17 protein-coding genes are annotated in these 19,462 nt (G+C 44.0%); 10 read left to right on the top strand and 7 right to left on the bottom strand.

Annotated features, from left to right (window positions below; genetic code table 11):
* Positions 1-49: 49 nt before the first annotated feature.
* Positions 50-346 carry a hypothetical protein gene (locus ACT3TH_RS04900; protein ID WP_444754742.1) on the bottom strand — a complete coding sequence of 99 codons (297 nt, stop codon included), beginning with the start codon at positions 344-346 and terminating at the stop codon, positions 50-52.
* Between the two features lie 212 nt (positions 347-558).
* Between ACT3TH_RS04900 and ACT3TH_RS04895 the strand changes: the two genes are divergently transcribed.
* The gene (locus tag ACT3TH_RS04895; RefSeq protein ID WP_444754741.1) at positions 559-1,167 is read left to right on the top strand and encodes a class I SAM-dependent methyltransferase; all 609 of its coding nucleotides are present in this window, start codon (positions 559-561) and stop codon (positions 1,165-1,167) included.
* A 181-nt stretch (positions 1,168-1,348) separates the two neighbouring features.
* Here the strand turns inward: ACT3TH_RS04895 and ACT3TH_RS04890 are convergent, their stop codons facing one another.
* Complete coding sequence (locus ACT3TH_RS04890) at positions 1,349-2,503, bottom strand: epoxide hydrolase family protein (RefSeq protein WP_444754740.1); 1,155 nt, start codon at positions 2,501-2,503, stop codon at positions 1,349-1,351.
* 276 nt (positions 2,504-2,779) lie between these two features.
* Between ACT3TH_RS04890 and ACT3TH_RS04885 the strand changes: the two genes are divergently transcribed.
* Together ACT3TH_RS04885 and ACT3TH_RS04880 are read left to right on the top strand one after the other, a co-directional pair.
* Entirely contained in the window at positions 2,780-3,409 is a 630-nt protein-coding gene (locus tag ACT3TH_RS04885) for a TetR/AcrR family transcriptional regulator (protein ID WP_444754739.1), read from the top strand.
* 85 nt (positions 3,410-3,494) lie between these two features.
* Entirely contained in the window at positions 3,495-4,433 is a 939-nt protein-coding gene (locus tag ACT3TH_RS04880; protein ID WP_444754738.1) for an NmrA family NAD(P)-binding protein, read from the top strand.
* Between the two features lie 119 nt (positions 4,434-4,552).
* On the opposite strand, the gene lptG is transcribed toward ACT3TH_RS04880, so the two are convergent.
* Together lptG and ACT3TH_RS04870 are read right to left on the bottom strand one after the other, a co-directional pair.
* Positions 4,553-5,761, bottom strand: coding sequence for an LPS export ABC transporter permease LptG (lptG, locus tag ACT3TH_RS04875; protein ID WP_444754737.1), 1,209 nt, complete (start codon positions 5,759-5,761; stop codon positions 4,553-4,555).
* Positions 5,761-7,050: an LPS export ABC transporter permease LptF gene (locus tag ACT3TH_RS04870; protein ID WP_444754736.1), complete on the bottom strand. Its 1,290-nt coding sequence runs from the start codon at positions 7,048-7,050 to the stop codon at positions 5,761-5,763. Before ACT3TH_RS04870 ends, lptG begins: the two co-directional genes overlap by 1 nt.
* Positions 7,051-7,551: 501 nt before the next feature.
* Between ACT3TH_RS04870 and ACT3TH_RS04865 the strand changes: the two genes are divergently transcribed.
* The 4 genes from ACT3TH_RS04865 to sstT all read left to right on the top strand — a co-directional run bounded on the left by ACT3TH_RS04865 (position 7,552) and on the right by sstT (position 12,019).
* Positions 7,552-8,187, top strand: a complete 636-nt coding sequence (locus ACT3TH_RS04865) for a cysteine hydrolase family protein (protein WP_444754735.1) — start codon at positions 7,552-7,554, stop codon at positions 8,185-8,187.
* Between the two features lie 283 nt (positions 8,188-8,470).
* Positions 8,471-10,135, top strand: coding sequence for a leucyl aminopeptidase (locus ACT3TH_RS04860; protein WP_444754734.1), 1,665 nt, complete (start codon positions 8,471-8,473; stop codon positions 10,133-10,135).
* A gap of 7 nt (positions 10,136-10,142) precedes the next feature.
* Positions 10,143-10,622 (top strand): DNA polymerase III subunit chi, encoded by a 480-nt coding sequence (locus ACT3TH_RS04855; protein ID WP_444754733.1) that lies wholly within the window; start codon positions 10,143-10,145, stop codon positions 10,620-10,622.
* 194 nt (positions 10,623-10,816) lie between these two features.
* Positions 10,817-12,019 carry a serine/threonine transporter SstT gene (gene sstT, locus ACT3TH_RS04850; RefSeq protein WP_444754732.1) on the top strand — a complete coding sequence of 401 codons (1,203 nt, stop codon included), beginning with the start codon at positions 10,817-10,819 and terminating at the stop codon, positions 12,017-12,019.
* Between the two features lie 96 nt (positions 12,020-12,115).
* Here sstT and ACT3TH_RS04845 read toward each other — a convergent pair whose 3' ends face one another.
* Positions 12,116-12,439 (bottom strand): chaperone modulator CbpM, encoded by a 324-nt coding sequence (locus ACT3TH_RS04845; RefSeq protein ID WP_444754731.1) that lies wholly within the window; start codon positions 12,437-12,439, stop codon positions 12,116-12,118.
* A gap of 104 nt (positions 12,440-12,543) precedes the next feature.
* On the bottom strand, positions 12,544-13,560 hold the full coding sequence (locus ACT3TH_RS04840; RefSeq protein WP_444754730.1) for a DnaJ C-terminal domain-containing protein: 1,017 nt from the start codon (positions 13,558-13,560) through the stop codon (positions 12,544-12,546).
* Between the two features lie 445 nt (positions 13,561-14,005).
* Between ACT3TH_RS04840 and ACT3TH_RS04835 the strand changes: the two genes are divergently transcribed.
* The gene (locus tag ACT3TH_RS04835) at positions 14,006-14,368 is read left to right on the top strand and encodes a septal ring lytic transglycosylase RlpA family protein (RefSeq protein WP_444754729.1); all 363 of its coding nucleotides are present in this window, start codon (positions 14,006-14,008) and stop codon (positions 14,366-14,368) included.
* A gap of 97 nt (positions 14,369-14,465) precedes the next feature.
* Here the strand turns inward: ACT3TH_RS04835 and ACT3TH_RS04830 are convergent, their stop codons facing one another.
* On the bottom strand, positions 14,466-16,526 hold the full coding sequence (locus ACT3TH_RS04830; protein WP_444754728.1) for an ATP-binding cassette domain-containing protein: 2,061 nt from the start codon (positions 16,524-16,526) through the stop codon (positions 14,466-14,468).
* 588 nt (positions 16,527-17,114) lie between these two features.
* Here ACT3TH_RS04830 and erpA point away from each other — a divergent pair.
* Positions 17,115-17,495: an iron-sulfur cluster insertion protein ErpA gene (gene erpA / locus ACT3TH_RS04825; RefSeq protein ID WP_444754727.1), complete on the top strand. Its 381-nt coding sequence runs from the start codon at positions 17,115-17,117 to the stop codon at positions 17,493-17,495.
* Between the two features lie 344 nt (positions 17,496-17,839).
* Positions 17,840-19,414: a glutamate--cysteine ligase gene (gene gshA / locus ACT3TH_RS04820; protein ID WP_444754726.1), complete on the top strand. Its 1,575-nt coding sequence runs from the start codon at positions 17,840-17,842 to the stop codon at positions 19,412-19,414.
* Positions 19,415-19,462 lie beyond the last annotated feature (48 nt).

Here is a 19,462-nt window from a genome sequence, read left to right as displayed (position 1 = left end):
AGATGACCTACCATTTTTTTACTAATTCGATATATCATGTTAACCCGATCTATTTAACTACGAAAGAGACATACAAGTCTTTTCTTCCAAACTGTTCTAAATAACTTTTAGCTTTATTTATACTATCTTCGACACCGTCTCCTTCGTAGAACCAATCTGCATAAAACAACTCGAAACCTTTATCCATTTTTTTAACGTAGAGATCACCACCTAACACAAGAACGTTATTAGAAAGATATAGAGCTAACATTGTGTTTGCTTCACTAATTGGTAAAGCTTTTTCGTCAATACCATTGTTTTTTAAACTTTCGCCTAAAAGTGAGTAAAACTCTAATATCTGATTCAAAGATGTTTATCCTAAACAAAATTAAAAAGTTGAGATTCTATTTCTATTAACGTGAAATTATAATCCTATCAACGCCATTTAAAACCTCACTATACAATTCTATCAATCCATAGCTGCAAACCGCCCCTTTTCTCGTTACAATACTCGTTATACCGTGCACGCTACTGATTGGCAGCGCACCACCTTTTATTTATCTATTATTTGAGAATCTCATGAAACATAGACCGCCTGCTGACCTGCTAAAAAATGCCCAACACTGGCGCGAAGATATTAACTTTCGCCAAGACGTGCTAGGTAAGCCATTTGATTTTGCGACCACGTGGGGTATTTTTTCACCGCAAAAGCTCGATGATGGCAGCTTGATGCTACTTGATTATGTCGATTTTCAAGCGGACGATGATTCGATAGATTTGGGCTGTGGTTATGGCGTGCTTGGTATGGCAGCAGCGCGCGAATGCCCGAATGGTCAGCATACCTTGATCGATAAAGACTTTATGGCAGTGGAATATGCACGCCTAAATTGTGAGAAAAACGGTTTAGAGAATGTCGATGTGCATTTATCAAACGGCTTTAATCATGTGGCAAAAGACAAAGACTTTAGCCTTGTTATGTCAAACTTGCCAGCCAAAGTTGGCAAAGAGCAGCATTATCTATATTTCCTCGATGCTCATGCACGCATGCGTCAGGGTGGACGTTTTTATGTGGTGACGATCAATGGTTTGCGGCAGTTTATGAAACGCTCATTTACCGAAGTGTTTGGTAATAGCGAAAAGGTCAAACAAGGTAAAACGTATACGATTACTATGGCGACCAAAGATTAATAAATCCTCCATTCCTGCGCCACTGCAAATCATTACGCATGTCTTTAAGCATCGTGCTTAAAACACACAGCATTTAAAACATCGTACTTCAGCACAATATTTGTGAAAGTCGAGCCTGCTATGAAAAAGACGGCTTTACTGTCACAGATATTGGCGTTCTAATCCTGCTATCTCTTTTGAATTAGCGTAGTGAACGAAACGTCTCACGTAAGTCATTGACGAACGCCTCAGGCGCCTCCATTGCGGCAAAGTGCCCGCCCTTTTCATGCTCAGCAAAATGCACGATATTGTCAAATCGGGCGTCAGCCCAGCGACGTGACAGTCGCACTTGCTCGCCTTTAAACATAGAAATACCGATCGGAGTTTGCATGATAGGCTGCGACATATCATCGGTACCCATTGCTTGCGCCGCTTCCCAGTAAAGACGCACCGAACTCGGTCCGGCATTGGGTAACCAATAAAGCATGATGTCATCTATCATCTCATCAAAAGAGAACACCGTCTCTGGACTGCCGTCGCTATCCGAAACATCCTGAAAAAGCGCATAAATCCAAGTGGCAAGCCCCACGGGAGAGTCGGCAAGCGAGAAAGCAACTGATTGCGGTCTTGAGCATTGCAGCTTCATATAGGCTGAGAATTGTTCATCATAGCGTTTCGCGTCTGCCAGCATAGCTTTTTCATTGGCATCAGCATTTGCAATTTCTGTATCCGTAGGCTTAAAAGGTACAAAGTTAAGATGAATACCCGCAATCTCACTTGGTGCCATATGACCCAATATCATAGTAACCATCGCACCCCAATCACCGCCTTGAGCCGACCATCGCTCATAACTCAAACGTTGCATCAAGACCGTCCATGCGCTCGCAATTCTCATTGGATTCCAACCAGACTCATCAGGTTTGCCCGAAAAGCCAAACCCTGGCATAGAAGGGATTATCAAATGAAAGGCATCTTCTACAGACCCACCATATTGGGTAGGATTTACCAAACGATCAATAACATGGCGAAACTCTAGCACTGAACCCGGCCAGCCATGTGTCATAAGTAGCGGCATCGCCTCCTTGTGTGACGAACGAATATGTAGAAAATGGATAGAGACCCCATCTATTTCGGTGACATATTGACCCCAATCGTTCAGTAACTGCTCACAGCGCCGCCAATCGTACTGCTCACGCCAATATTCTACAAGCTCACGCATTTTGGCAAGTGGTGGCCCTTGTCTGCCGTCTTCGACAGGACTTTCGGTTGGCCAACGCGTACGAGACAAGCGCTCTTTTAGGTCATCAATGGCGGACTGAGGTATGTCTAAAATGAAAGGCTGGATTGTATTTGGCATGTTTTTTCCTTGATTAAATATCAGAGGATAGTAGGGAGACACACGTTTGTTATAAAAGCCACTTAACTATACGTCATCGTATACTTAAATTACAATTAAAAAATCATCGATCTGCTATCTATTTTCTATTAAAGTTGCCCATTATCCATTCTAATTCATGATAAATACTTAAAATTTGAAAATCACTATCGTTTTCACATAAGAAGCCCTATAATTAATCTAAACTTATTCGTTTAGTTAAATTATAGTATTTATAAATGTACATGAGAGATTTGAATGACCAACGCTACTCAGCCACCAAAGCGCAAAGGTGGACGACCTTCACTTTCAGAAGTTGCCAAGATAGACGCTCGTATTTTGGTGGCAGCAACTGCTTTATTTCTTGAACATGGGGTGGATGGGACAACGTTTGAAGCCATAGCAAATAAAGCAAACGTGAGCAAACCAACCTTGTACGCTCGCTATAGTACCAAGTCCGATCTTTTTGAGGCCATGATTCGAGCAAATGTCACCTCTGCCATGGCCTCAACAGCAGATTTGTCCGAGGGGTTATCTACTGAAGACACCTTGCGTCTAGTCGGTCAAAAAATGATTAGAGAAGCAACTAAACCCGTACCTTTGGGACTAATGCGTCTTTATATTACAGAAGCGCCACGTCATGGCGTTCTGATTCGTGAAGTAGATTATATTGGTCGCGAAGCCGCTGTCGCGATGATTTCAGAGGCGCTTGTCCCAACGCTAAACAGCGATGCCATCCATCATGCTAGGCTCATTGCAGACAAATTCATCGATATGGTTTTTATACCTTATTTAATGAGAATGCTACTTGGCGACACCAAAAGCTCACTTGACCAGAGAGTTGACGATACGATGTCGTGTTTAAAAGCATTACAGTTAATCAACTAGGGTAAGTTTGATTTTTCAACCACGTCACTGAAAAAGACTATTTCTTAAGCGACTCACCACTCAACTCTTACTAGGTATTTCTCTCATGGCAAAACAAACAGCACTATCGACAAACAACGATCATAGAATTTTTGCAATTGCTGGTGGCAGCGGCGATCTGGGTCTGCGGGTCATCGAAGCATTATGTCAACAAGGCGTGAGCGTGCGCGCCCTTATTCGCAAAGAGACCTCCTTTGACGTTTGCCAAATAATCAAACAAAAGGGTGCAGATATTAATCTTGTTGATTTCAATGATCCCTCAGCATTGACTGCTGCGTTGGAAAACGTGCACTGCGTCATATCAACGCTGAATGGCCTTGAACCTGTGCTTATTAATGTCCAAGGAGATTTGTTAAATGCCGCCATTAAAGCAGGCGTTCCCCGCTTTATTCCTTCTGATTTTTCGCTAGACTTTACCAAGACGATAGCAGGAGAAAATAGGAATATGGATATTAGGCGTGACTTTAAAAAACGGCTAGACGCTGCACCCATTCAAGCAACTTCAATATTGTGCGGGGCCTTTACTGATTTGCTCACAGGAGAAGCGCCCATCATTTTGAAAAAATTTAACCGCATTTTATATTGGGGCAATCCCAATCAAGATCTAAACTTTACCACCAAGGATGATGCCGCCCATTTCACAGCACTGGCTGCTATGGATGCTGACGCCCCACGTATTCTGAGAATTTCAGGGGATATTGTAAGCGCCAACGAACTGGCCAAAATCATGTCAAACTTGACTGACTCTCGCTACAAGACGTTGCGCGCGGGTGGGATGAAACGGCTTGGCTTACTCATTGCCCTAGCACATAAACTGGACACTCAGAAAAAAGACGTGTTTCCTGCTTGGCAAGGCATGCAATATCTTCGAGATATGTTTAGTGGGCGCGGTCAACTTGAGCGTCTTGATAATAAGCGCTACGGCAAATACACTTGGACAAGTACGCAAACGGTGCTTGCTTCTGATGAGAACAACGAGCGTTGATGGCAAGCAGCTATATATCGCTACGACATATCGTTGCGACGTTACAATACGTCAAAAATAAAAAACCCCACCAAAACAATACTGTCTTGGTGGGGTTTTTTATGGCGGACGGCTCTGTTTTACATCTGCCGTTTGAGTAAATATCCACCCAATATCGCACTCGCGATAATCGGTAATATCACCATTAACAATGGTGAAAATCCAGTCGCAAGCGAGACGAAACCAACCAAGTCTTGCACGTAACTGAACAGCAAGCCGAATAAGAGGGCGACGACTATACGCAAGCCCAAACTGTGCGTCCGTAACGAGCCAAAAACGAATGAACAAGCCACAATTACCAGCGATAAGATGGATAAAGGAGACAGCAACTTTTGCCAAAACGCCAGCTCATGACTCAAAGAGCGCGTGCCTTGTTGACGCATAAATTGACGATGCTCGTACAACTGGGTCAACGACAAATCCTCTGCTTCGCGAGTGAGCAAATACACAGATTCAGGCGCAAATGGCAGACTTAACGTATCAGATGGTGCAACGGCCTGGCTGCTCTCAAACCCTTGATTGATCGTGAGCTTAGTCATATTGTTCAGTTGCCACTCGTAGCGATACTGCTCACTTGGTTCGCTGTCAGTACTATCTATTGGTTCGCGACCGATATATTGTCCGTTCTCAGCGTGAACGGCTGTCTGCAAATTACCGCTATTATCCAAATGCCAGCGCTTTACTTCACCGATATTGCCTTTGACATCGGCATAATCGATATACAAAATATCGCTGCCATCAGGCTTGGTATCACCATCTTTTGAAGTCTCAAAGCGTGGCTGCACCGTCCAATACCCACGCACCGATGTGACCAACGAGCGGCTATCCTGATCGTTAATCTCTTTTGCCAATTGGTTAGAGGCGGGCAAGACAAATTGGTTGATTGCCAATGCCAAAAGGACAAAAATCAAGGCGGGCTGTAACACCCAACTGACAATGCGATAAACACTTACCCCAGCTGCGCGCATCACGACCAGCTCGCTTTTATTTGCGAGCAACCCTAAGCCGACGACCGCGCCAAGTAATGCCCCTGTTGGAATAAACTGCTCTAAAAAGTAGGGCGAGCGATAAAAGATGTACTTGATGGCTTCACCCATCGTATATCTGTCATCCAATGAATCCAGCTCAGACAAATAAGAAAACACCAACTGTAATGCCCACAAACCCACGACTGCGCCAATAATAGCAAGCAAGGCATTGAGTTTGACATAACGGCTAAGCACTTTTAGATTACTAGGCATTTTGGCCAATTGCTCAGTAGCTGCAGATTTTGAGAATAAGGAACGCATTAAGACTGCCCTCCTTGCGAGCCATTACCTTGATGATCAACAGTCGTTAAACGCGCGTTTTCTTGTTTGCGAAAGCGCAATCGATGCTGCACGCGGCTACCCCAATTCATATAAAGTGCCAATGCCATAAATCCTAAAATAAACCACGCATATGCCCACACGCTAACGCTGCCTTTGCTCACGGCATTTTTGAGCGAAATGATACCAAGTGCGCAGCTGACAAATAATAAGATAGAAGGAAACAGACGCAGCCAACGACCTTGACGCGGACGTACTTGTGCAAGTGGCACCGCGAGCATGGGCGCAATGATCATAAGCCATGGCAACGCCAAGCGATAACCAAGCTCACCTTGTGCCGCACGCAGCGCATTGTCACTGCCCACTTGCGTACCACCCGTTGCGGCTTGCCACAATGGGCCAATCGCTTGGGTTTCGATATTGTTTTCGGTAACGACTTCTTTTGAAGATTCTGTCAACGTGATCCGGTAGCGATCAAAGCCCACTTGATTGTATTTCAGACTGCCTGCGCCAACTTCATAACGGCGACCTTGGAATAAGTCCAATTGGGTCACGCCATTACTGCCAGTTTCTACTTGTTCAGCGCGTTTGGCCAGCGTAATGGTGTCTTTACTAATCGCGTTATTGCCTATCAGCGCGTTTGGTAACTCTGGAATATTTAATTGCTCGGCAGTCTCTGGATCAATACGGTTATTAACATCCACAGCCGCACTTTTATCCAGCTCATCATCAGCTGTATCGCCCTTTGCTTGAGGTTCAGACTGGATAAGTATCACATCTTGCAGTTGTTTTTTATCATCACTCAAACTGCCTACATACAAATGATAATTGCCACTACTTATGAACTGATTGGGGCGAATTAAATCGAAAGCGCTGGTCAAGGCCTGCTGCTGCCACACACTCTCAGATGAACGCACGCCCCACGGTTTGCCGACAATGGATAGGGCCGCCTCACCCACAAACAACGCCAATATCAATGGAGTCATCAATCGCGCAAGCCTGCCGCGTGACACACCGCTGGCATTGATGACGGCCATTTCTTGATCGACGTACAAGCGCCCGAATACCAGCATCAATGCGATAAAAAACGCCAATGGCAAAATTAACTCTAAAAAGTATGGCAAGTTATAACCGATGATGGTAAATAACAAGCTGATGTCTAGATTGCCTTCCGCTGCAATGCCAAAGTAACGAATCAAACGACCGCCGAGCATCATCACCACTAAAAACCCCAATACCAAAGCGGTCGTTGAGGCAACTTGTTGCGTCATATAGCGGCGTAATATCACAATAGGCACTCTTAATGGGTTGGTATTCGCGCATTCATCGCATAATGCTTGACAGATCATGGACAAAACGAAGCGCGATAGTTGAGTATTATAAACGCAGTACTGCCCAGTCAAATACTTAAACAGGTACAAAAATAACAGGCGCAGTTATCAGCGATATCTACAAATACTCGCGATAAAGATAACCGCTAATCGTAGCATATTTTGCTCAAAAATGGCTGTGAAATGTGTTTGAAAAAAATTGCTTTGACCTTACTGATCGCAACAGATGATGGGTTGTAGTAAAGACAATAAACAGTAAATAAGAAGACGCTAAAATATATCGCTGTCTAAAACTCAGTGCATTTCTTGCCGTAAGCTTTTGCTTTATTGACTTTGGAAAGCTTTGTTTATCATTCGTATCATTGAGCCCGTATCTTTGGTGTTAATTGCTAAACTGATGAATCTTCAATCATTATTTGTTTATCACTCAAGGAGACTACCATGTCTACGCCCTCTACCTTACTTGAACTCGCTGGCGGCGAATTTGAACCGCTTGATTGGTCAAATTGTGCTCTTGTCTTAATTGACTATCAAAATGAATACGTCAATGGCGCTATGCCCTTAGGACAAGCAGGTGCAGATGCGATTGGAAATGCGCGTCTGTTGCTTGATAAAGCGCGTGATCAAAACATTCCTATCTTTCATATCACTCATCACGGTGAAGACAATGGCAATGTGTTTGACCCTTTATCAGCCAACGTTGAGATTGTCGATGCGTTACAGCCGCATGACAGTGACAGTGACAGTGACAGTGACAAAACCAATGAAACAACCATCGTCAAAAAACATCCCAATGCCTTTTATAACACGCAGCTACAAACATTGATTAGTGATGCGAATAAGTCGCAAATTATTTTTGCAGGGTTTATGAGCCATATGTGCGTCAGCTCAAGCGTTAGAGCCGCGTTTGACTTGGGCTTTCAAAATTTTGTTTGTCATGATGCCTGTGCCACTCGCGCCTTGCCTAACGCCAAAGAAGAAACGATCAACGCCGAGGTTGTGCATGATGCCGCGATGGCAGCACTACAAGACAGATTTGCCACATTAGTAACGACCGATGACTTGGTAAATGGCTAACTCAATACTTTCAAAACCTTTGTTTTGGTATTTTAATAAAGTATAGAACTCTTTATATGTTAACTATAGTGCAATGTAATGCTGGTACAAATTTGCCTCGGCAATACCGTCAAACGTAAACCAGCATAGCAAAGTTGTTCGAACATATTACCTAAGCCTTACTCACTGCGCACTTGTCTCGCAATATGCTACACTACGGTGGTGGCTCGACAGCCAGACAATTTAACAGGTATAACCAATCAAATAAAACCTGCATTTTTATAACTCTAATAAGGATAATTATATGAATATTCAATTAACACAAAGCTTGCCAAAAACGCATACGCAAAAAATACTTAAAAAAGAAGCCAAAAGTAAAGACGCGGATTGCCTCGTTGTTTTAATCGACGACAAGAAAAATATCTTGGCTGAGTCAGTCTTAAGTGACTACCAGACACGTATTGAGCAACTGATTGAAGTGTCGCACTTCAATGGCAAAGCTTGTGAAACCGTAGCCGATTATGCATTGGCAGGCGATAAAAAAACCACCAAGCAAAACCCAGTACAATTACTATTGGTCGGCGTCGGTAGCGTTGATAAGCTTAGCCACAGCGTATTGCAAAAAATCGCCAACACCATTTATCAAAGCACACAAAAACGTGTCGACTCTATCACCGTAGCTTTGGGTGATACTTTGGAAGAAAACCAATTTGGTCAGTTTGCCCTTAACTTGTTGGCTGCGACGTATCGTTTTGATAAATACAAATCTGAGCAAAACACACCTGTATTGACGGATGTCTATTTACTTGCTGACAAATCATTGCAAGCGTCGTTAGAGTTTGCCCAAGCGGTATTCACAGGTCAGAGTCTCACTCGTGATGTTGCTAATGAGCCGGGTAACATTTGCTTCCCAGCTTACATGGCAGAACAAGCACAAGAACTGGCAAAAACTTATCCTGACCTTCTCAAAGTCACGGTATTGGGCGAAAAAGAAATGTCAGCACTGGGCATGCATTGCTTCCTAGCCGTTGCACAGGGCTCAACCAAAGAAGGTAAACTGGTATTGATGGAATATCAGGGCAAATCAGCTTTTAGTGCCCATGCTGATACTCATACTGATAAAACAGCTACGAATAGCGCCAAAGTAACGGGCGGTCTAAAAGCACTGGCTGATAAACTGCCTACTAAGAAAGCTACCAAAAAGACTGACAAAAATAGCGATGCTAATGCCCAAACAGCAAATAATGATGCGCCTATCGTCTTAGTTGGTAAAGGTGTGACCTTTGACTCAGGCGGTATCTCAATCAAGCCCGGTGCAGCAATGGATGAGATGAAGTTTGACATGGGTGGTTCAGCCTCAGTATTAGGTACGATTAAAGCCTTATGTGAAGCACGTCTACCAATTAATGTCGTGGGTGCCTTAGCTTGCGCTGAAAACATGCCATCAGGTGATGCCACTCGCCCTGGCGATATCGTCAAAGCCATGAACGGCAAATCTGTTGAAATTCTAAACACCGATGCTGAAGGCCGATTGGTATTGGCAGATACCTTATGCTACGTGCAGCGCTATCAGCCAAAAGCCATTATTGATGTAGCAACATTGACGGGCGCTTGTGTGGTGGCTTTGGGTCATGTACGCTCAGCGGTCTTTAGTAATGACGAAGACGTGTTGTTTGATCTAGAAAACGCCAGCAATCTATCAGGTGACCTTATCTGGCACATGCCGATGGATGATGAATATCAAGCACAGCTCGACTCACCTATCGCTGATATGCAAAACATCGGTGGCAAAGGCGCAGGCGCTGTGACCGCAGCTTGCTTCTTGTCACGCTTTGTAGAAGAAGGTCAGGCATGGGCGCATTTAGACATCGCTGGCACGGCATGGAACTCAGGCCAAAACAAAGCGGCAACTGGTCGCCCTGTCCCTCTATTTATGCAATACTTAAAAAACAGCGCAAACATGGCATAAGTGTTTTATGAACATCAGTTTTTATGTATTAAGTGAGAGTAAAGCCCAAGATTTCTTGGGCTTTATTTGTCAGCTTAGCCAAACAGCTCTCAATAAAAGCACTCAGTCGGTGCTTATTCTTATTGAAGATGAGACGTTGCTGTCGACACTTGACGAAGCCCTATGGGCTCAAGAGGCGACTAGCTTTATACCGCATCAACGCCTTCCAAATCATAATACTGAAAGCGCTGGTATTGGCATTGCTGATACTGATAACAAATCGCTGACGCCTGTCCTGCTCGGTAATCATATGCCAGCCGATTTTAAAGGCATCGTGATCAATACGACGATCCATCCGGTCAATCGCTTTATGACCACGACCAATAATGCGCACCCCACTCGAATACTTGAATTGATAAAACCGGATCCTAGCAGCGTGCAAGAAGGTCGGCACAAGTATAAAAGCTACCAACAATTGGGCTATGAACTAACGCATTTCAAGGTCTAACCTCTAAGTTTTCTGTGTTCTCAACGTTAATCACCCTTCTAGTTCGACCTCTACGTTACCATCCCAATTTCCCTCGCTCTTATACGAGGTAGGTGAAAGGTAGGCGCTTATCTTAAAAAATGCTACTATCCTCCGATTGTTTTTTTGTTTTCACTATCAATTGTTTATTTACTGACTAAGTTAGGGGTGTATAGATGCGTTCATTGATTGCGATGTACCAGCGCATAGGGCTGGTACCGCTAATTATTATTGGTTTAATATTAGGAGTGCTCATTGGTTGGCTAGCGCCAAGTGCCGGTATTGCATTGGGATTACTAGGCACGCTATTCGTTGGGGCTTTGAAGGCAGTTGCGCCAATACTGGTCTTTATTTTAGTCATGGCAGCCATTAGCCAACATCGCAGTGGCAATGAAGTCTATGTCAAACCTGTGCTGATTATGTACATGTTTGGCACTTTTTTGGCGGCTCTTACCGCAGTCATGGCAAGCTTTTTATTTCCAACTGAGCTGGTGTTGGTCAATGCCGCAATTGAGCAAGTACCGCCAGCAAACCTACAAGAAGTATTAACCAACCTTCTAATGAATCTGGTCGCCAATCCTGTTAATGCCATCGCAGAAGCCAATTATATCGGTATTTTAGCGTGGGCAATCATCATCGGTTTTGCTCTACGCCAGGCCAGCGACACTGCGCGTGCGGTGGTCAGTGATTTCTCCGACGCTATCTCGCAAGTGGTGAAATGGGTCATCGCCTTAGCGCCTTTTGGTATCTTAGGTTTGGTTGCAAATACTGTCGCTGAGACAGGCTTTGCCTCCTTGGCAGGGTATGCACGCATCTTACTGGTATTGATCGGCTGTATGCTATTTATCGCTTTGGTCGCCAATCCTCTCATCGTACTTATCAAGACAGGCAAAAACCCTTATCCACTGGTCTTCAGATGCTTACGTGAGTCAGGAATTACCGCATTCTTTACTCGTAGCTCAGCGGCAAACATCCCAGTCAATATGAACCTTGCTCGCAAACTGGGTTTGCATGAAGACACGTATTCGGTGACAATTCCATTAGGTGCAACGATCAATATGGCAGGTGCGGCAATTACCATTAACGTATTGACGTTGGCGGCGGCGCATACGCTCGGTATCGAAGTGACATTTGCGTCAGCGCTGTTATTGAGTTTGGTAGCAACGATTAGTGCTTGCGGTGCGTCTGGTGTCGCTGGTGGTTCATTGCTGTTGATTCCTCTTGCTGCAAGTCTGTTTAGTATTCCAAACGACATCGCCATGCAAGTGGTTGCAATCGGCTTTATCATTGGTGTGATACAAGACTCAGCGGAGACTGCCCTGAACTCATCGACGGACGTGTTATTTACAGCAGCAGCTGATCCTACCTATTCACGTTAATCTGTAGCAACGCATTCTTACAAACCAAAAAAGGGCTGAACGGCCCTTTTTTATTGTCTGCTATTTTTTATTGGCGACCATTCATTGGTCGATTAACTACTTTAAATGATCAATATCTACTTCAATCACAGGAGCTTGCTGGTCTAGTTGACGTTTGAGTTGGCGTAACTGTTCGAGCTCATCTAGTAGCTCAAGTATCAAACCGATAGCAGGGACGCTCGCATCAAAGTCGCGACTAAGACGCGAGGCACGGCGCACAGTCGTTAGTTGATAGCCGGTGAACTGCTCACGCTCTGGTACATCATACTCAATGATATTTTCTTCAATCAATTCAATGACCCATTGGCGCTCTTGACCACAAGTAGATACCAGTTCATCTAAGCTCATGATAATATCGGTAAATTCAGGTGAGTGTTTCATAGCGATTATCCTCGTTGGCACTTTATTTCATCGTTATCGTATGTTCTTCATCTCTCTTACAATGGTTTTTGGCTATTATTCATAGCTATTACCAAGTTTTACTTTTACCGTTCAATATGAGTATCAGCGAAAGCTTGTTTTAGCTGCTCATACGCTTGGATGGCATCCGCAGTGTCGACATCAGGATTGACGATGTTTAACGTTAAATACAAATCTCCTGCTTGCTTGGCAGGGATACCTTTACCTTTTAGGCGTAAGTTGCTACCTGACTTGCTGTTTTTGGGAACAGTTACTGTAAGAGTACCAGCTGGCGTGCTGACGTTGATTTTCTCACCCAGTGCCGCTTCCCATGGAGCTATGTTCACCGTTTGATAAACATCAGCGCCTTCGATACGGATGTTATCGGCGTGACGAATTTTTACCTTTAGGAACAAATCACCGTTTTTACTATTGCCACTACCAGCAGCACCTTGCCCCGCTAGACGAATTTGTTTACCGTCAGTGATACCTTTAGGGATTTTAATTTTAAGCGTTTTGTTATCATATTCCACGCTACCATTAGGCTGACGAACAGGAACGTTTAATTTAATACTGTAGTCGTCACCATTATAAACGGAGGCCAAATCGACGGTAATCTCTGCATGCTGATCTTGACCTTTGCTGTCCTGCGCACCAAAACCACCACCGAATTGATCAAAGCCCCCACGCTGCGACTGTCCGCCAGTCTGTCCATTCGTCGATCCACGTGCCCCTCGACCAAACGCTGAAAAAATATCATCGAAGCGAAAACCGCCTTCGCCATAGGCTTCACCATCACCAAACTGATCCTTGATATCTTCCCAGCGAAAACCACCCTGTTCACCGCCTGCGGATTGACCAGAAAAACCACCACCTTGACCTGCAAAAGGGTTATCTAACATGGCGTCATACTCAGCACGCTTGTCTTTATCTCTGATGGTTTCGTAAGCGTTATTAATCTCGGCAATCTTGTTATCCGCGTCCGGATCATCGCTGACATCAGGGTGATATTGACGAACAAGCTTGCGATATCTTTTTTTAATGTCGGCGTTTGAGGCGTCTTTTTTGACCCCTAAAATGTCATAGTAATTTTTCTCTGCCATGTTGTTTTCCTCAAAATAAAAGCCTGCTTAGGATATTGTTATGTCCTTCTAAACGGCATGGTATAAAAATATGTTTGTCTTTTTGCCTGCTTAACTGGGACATAACCCGTAATGGCTATACTCTACTCTCAATAATAACAATAAAAAAAACAAATACAGTTATATAAATATTAACAGTAGTAGTGCTTGACGGTGACTACTGTAAAAGTCGCTTGAGCCTATCTTAAGTGATATTCGCCAAGTCAAAAAATCTGTAGAGAGTGTTTTTATATTTGTTAGAACGCTTATATCGAAAATAATTTTGAACTTGGAAGTTCTTTTACAGGTCTGTAAGAATATGACAAGCTCTGATCTGTAAAATACCCATATAATTCATAATCTTATTGAGTATGGATAACATAGGCAAGAGTATCTGTCTATTTCTTCAATAACGAAAAGGTATTAGATGTCTTATTTAATAAAGTCTTTGGTTGTCACATTATCACTATTATTGAGTACCACGGTTTTTGCTGGTAACACCAGCTATTATGGCAGTAAGTTCCATGGTAAGCGTACCGCTAGTGGTAGCATCTTCAACATGAACTCATTAACAGCTGCGCATAGAACCTTGCCGTTTGGTACAAAGGTACAGGTAACCAATCAAAAGACAAAGCAGAGCGTTGTCGTAAAAATCACAGACAGAGGGCCCTTTATTCGAGGCCGTATTCTCGATTTATCAAAGGCTGCTGCTGGTCAAATCAACTGTCAACTGTGTACAACGACGATGGAAATACTTTCTTACGGTGATGGTAAATACCGTCGGCAATAAAACAAAAAAAGGGAAGGCAGATGCCTTCCCTTTTTTTTAGTCTTTTTATTAATCAATAAGCTGATAAGAATTCGCAGCGGTTTTAATTGAAAACCTTTTATTCAAAACCTGTTTCCATCTCCTCTAGAGTCGTCATCGCTTGCAATAGTATCTCTTCATTGTCGCTATGCTGTTGTTGTAGTGACGTCTGTTCATTTAATAATACCAGTAGGTCAGATTTACGACTGTCTTCATAAAGGGTAGTATCAGCAAGCTTATCTTCAAGAGCACTGAGCTTTTCGTTGATCTTTGCCAACGCCTTTTCGGTATTCTCAATATCACGGCGAATAGGTGCGGTTAACTTGCGTTGTTCCGCCGCCAATTTGCGCTGATCTTCTTTACTCAGCGTGGATTGCGCCGATGCTTTATTCGTTGATGCCGCTGTATTTGAAGCAGCGCTTGAGGCTTTATTGGTTCCAGTAGACGCTGAAGTATTGGATTGCGTATCGTTTGTTTCACGTGAAACAAACTTCTTATTGGCTTTTTTGTTCTTTTTCTTACTGGTGCTTTTGTCTGATGAGTTGTCTTGCTTGCGCTTTTCCGCTAGCCATTTACCATAGTCACCGATGTCACCATCGAACTCCTCGATTTGACCATCATGTACCAAAAACAACTCGTCACAGACATTGGCAATCAGTTCTCGATCATGCGAAACCAGTACCACAGCGCCTTGGAAGCCTTGCAGCGCGATGGTCAACGCCTGACGCATTTGCAAATCCAAATGGTTGGTTGGCTCATCAAGTACGAGTACGTTCGGACGTTGCCAAACGATCAGTGCCAACGTTAAGCGCGCACGCTCTCCGCCCGAAAACAGCTCACTGACCGTATCGATACGATCACCGCGGAAGTCAAAACTGCCTAAAAAAGAGCGCAGTTCGGCATCTGATGTCTTACCAGCCAGACGACGCATCATTTGTAGCGGTGTGGCTGCAGCATCGAGCACATCCATTTGATGCTGATTAAAGTAGCCCAGTTTTATGGTGTCAGATACTCGATACGTGCCTGACAACACTCCAAGCTCACCTACTAATGCCTTAATCAACGTTGATTTACCAGCGCCATTCATACCAAGCAAACCGAGACGCGTATCAGGGGTCACTTGCACATTGGCATTGTATAAAAGCGGCGTGTCGCTATAGCCGATGTCGGCTTGAGTCAGCTCAATCAACGGTGAGCTCATATTTGCTGGCTCATAAAAGCGGAAAGAGAACGGATTGTCCGCCATCATCGGCGACAGCTCCGCCATACGCTCAAGCTGTTTGATACGGCTCTGGGCTTGTTTGGCTTTACTGGCCTTGGCGCGGAAACGACGAATAAAGTCATCCAAATGCGCTTTGGTTGCTTGCTGCTTCTCAAATGCCTGCTGTTGCTGTGCCATACGCTCATGACGCGTACGAATGAACTGCTGGTAGTTGCCCGTATAAAGGGTGATCTTTTGCTGTTCAACGTGCAAGATATGACCGACCGTCGCGTCTAAAAAGGCCTGATCATGCGAGATGACAATCACCAAACCGGTATACGCGTTGATCCATGTCTCAAGCCATAAGATGGCGTCCAAATCCAAATGGTTGGTTGGCTCATCAAGCAACATTAGGTCAGCACGGCTCATCAAGGTTTTGGCAAGATTCAAACGCATGCGCCAGCCACCCGAAAACCCTTCTACTGGTAGCTCATGTTGATTGGTATTAAACCCCAGACCCGCCATGATTTGCGCAGCTTTGGTAGGCGTACGATAGCCATCAATTTCATCAAACTGCTGATGCAACACTCCAATCTGCTCATCGCTCACGCTACTCAAATCATTTAACGCGGCATTGATCTCGTACCATTGTTCATCACCACTTAATACATAATCAATCGCTGTTTGGGTACTGGCACCCACTTCCTGCGCCATGTGTGCCACATGCCAGCTATCAGGGATGCTGACTTCACCCCTATCTAGCGTGACCTCAGTTTCGCCTTTGCCCATCTGCGTCAATAATAAGGCAAACAAAGTAGATTTGCCCGTGCCGTTATTGCCCGTTAAGCCAACTTTGTGGCCCGGATGTAGCTGGAAGCTTGCCCCTGCAAACAATTCACGACCATCACGGCGAACACCAACGTCTTTAAATTCGATCATATAATTTCTTCATCTCAACAGTAATATAAAATATCAGGCAATAAGAAAAACACACATCTGGCATGTTAATGGCGGCTATTATTTCAAACGCTTGACCCATAGGCAAACGATTAAATAACTATTTCAAAACTAAGTATTTATTAAGGTAAAAACTGATGGGTTTCAATCTGAAATTCAATGCAAGCCATTAGCGCAGAGCCGCTTATAAACAATCCACTTTAAAGCATGTCTTCATTTTAAGAATAGTAATAAAAATTTAGCCAATTTTATCTCATTTAAATGACTATCAATTGAATTGGGATACGCGCTAGACTGGCCTACCTATTCAATGAGTTAAATTTGGTCAGCAGTAACACGCTTGACAAACGAATCCCTACCCCCATTATGATATACTGCAACAACATAAGTGTCCGTCATCGATGAGACCATTATGATGATGTACATGCACTATTTTTGAGGCATTAGCAGCATTGCCATAACGACAGCACCCTATCAAATCAAACGCCGTACGTATCTTTATTTGCAACCCATAGATGGCAAACCCAAACAGGACGACGAAAGCATTTGATCCTAGCAACTGAGGTAGATATGAACGAATCAGCCAACCAATTTAATCCAAGTTTAAGCCAACCTGTCGATCCAACCGTCTTGTGCCTCACTGATAGCGCGGCACAAAAAGTCCGTCGCTTACGTGAAGAAGAAGGCGACAGTGACCTCATGTTACGCGTATACGTGACAGGCGGCGGCTGCTCAGGTTTTTCTTATGGCTTTAACTTTGCCAACGACCTAAATGAAGACGATGCCAACTTTGATAATGGCGATGTGACACTGGTCGTCGACTCGCTCAGTTACCAGTATCTGCAAGGTTCTACCGTTGATTATACTGAAGGATTAGAGGGTGCGCGCTTTATTGTGACCAACCCAAATGCCACCACCACTTGTGGCTGCGGCTCGTCCTTTTCTATCTAAAACCATTAGCATAAATTTCCGTCCGGATGCCTTAATGGTTGGTTAACGCTATGATACATAGATTCATATAGCGTATTCAAAGCATCTATCCATTCGGTAGATGCTTTTTTTATAGATTTTATACCGTCTGAGTAAGGCGTGACTCTTGGATCATTCCAGCCAAACAGTCGCTGAAGCCTACACAGGGGTGCCCTTGTAAAGCTTATTGTATTTGTAATTGCTCGTGGTTTTCAAAGCAGCTTTGAGCTAAACTGACGGAATTCTGAATCTAATATTTACCTCTTTTATGGTCAAACGCCAGTCGTGTTTTGATTCGCCATAACAAATAACAATAGATGACTATTATGAGTAATTTTGCGAATAGCTTTGTCAGCTTTGACATTCCCAACTGGTTTGATAGTGAACTTTTGAGCGGCATGCTGCGTGGCATCGAAAAAGAAGGCCTACGCGTTAAGCCTGATGGTTATTTAGCACAAACGCCACATCCGGCCAAACTTGGGTCAAAACTAACCCATCCTTTTATTACCACTGATTATTCAGAAAGCCTACTTGAGCTTATTACTGATCCCAAAACCTCACCAAAAGACACACTGAACATGCTGCGTCAATTGCATGTATTGGTCTATCAAGGCATTCCTGAGGGTGAGCTGATGTGGCCGCTATCGATGCCCTGTATGTTATCGTCAAGCGATGAAGACATTCCGTTAGCTGATTATGGTAGCTCTAATACAGGTAAGCTCAAAACCCTATATCGTAGCGGTCTTGGCATTCGTTATGGTCGCCGCATGCAGACCATTGCAGGTTTGCATTATAACTTGTCTTTCGGCGACGAGTTGTTTGAAACTTGGCAAGCACAAACGCCAAATACACAAAGCCAAACGCTGACAGAGTTTAAAAACGAGAAGTACCTTGGGCTTATTCGTAACTTTAAGCGTTTAACCAGCCTTATTCTATACTTACTGGGTGCCAGTCCCAGCGTTTGTCCCTGTTTCCTAGCAGGACGAGAGCATGATTTAGAGCGACTCAACGATTCAACCTTTTATAGACCTACCGCTACCAGCCTGCGCATGGGTAAGCTTGGTTATACCAATAGCGTGCAAGAGCATCTTGATATTCGATATAATTACTTACCCGAATATGTCGCTGGACTGCGCCGTGCCATTCAAACGCCGCATGAAAGCTTTGAGAAACTGGGCTTAGAAGACGCCGATGGCAATCCGACTCAGATTAACACTCATATTTTGCAAATAGAAAATGAGTATTATAGCCCTATCCGCCCAAAACAAATCACAATGAGTGGTGAGACGCCAACAGAAGCGCTTGAGCGTCGCGGCATCGCCTATGTTGAGTTCCGTGCCATTGACCTTGATCCTTATAGCGACGTTGGTATCCGTCTCTCTAGTGCATGTTTCTTAGAAGTCATGGCGCTGTATTGTTTGCTTAGTGACTCACCAGATTTGTTTCCTGAAGAAGAAGAAACGCTGGCCATCAATCTTGAACGCGTGGTCAATGAAGGACGCCGTGAAGGTCTGCACATTATCAATAATGGCGAAGAGCAATTACTAGAAAGCTGGATGCTCGAACACTTAGAGCGCATGCAGCCACTTGCCGCGTTGTTTGACGCTCATTATGGTGGTAATGACTATCGTACGGCAGTCGCGTTAATGCAGGGCAAGGCTGGACATTCTGAGTCAACTATCTCAGCACAAATCAACTCTGATAGTAAGCGTTTGGGTAGCTTGTGGCAGCTTGGTTTTACTTTGGCGCAGCAGCATCGTGAGTCTTTATTACAGCAAACGCTCAGTCCAAACCTTCAAGCCAAGTATGAAGTGCTGGTAGAAAAGTCCATATTGCAGCAAGAAGAGATTGAAAAAGCGGAAACACAAGATTTTATGGAATTTTTGCAACAGTATCGCTAAACTCTGATGTTTTTAAGACTTGACGCCTATTTAACGTTTATAAATGAC

The organism is Psychrobacter sp. AOP22-C1-C5 (assembly GCF_052378885.1).
In the GTDB taxonomy this organism is placed as follows: Bacteria; Pseudomonadota; Gammaproteobacteria; order Pseudomonadales; family Moraxellaceae; genus Psychrobacter.
This window is presented reverse-complemented; position numbering and strand designations above follow the sequence as displayed.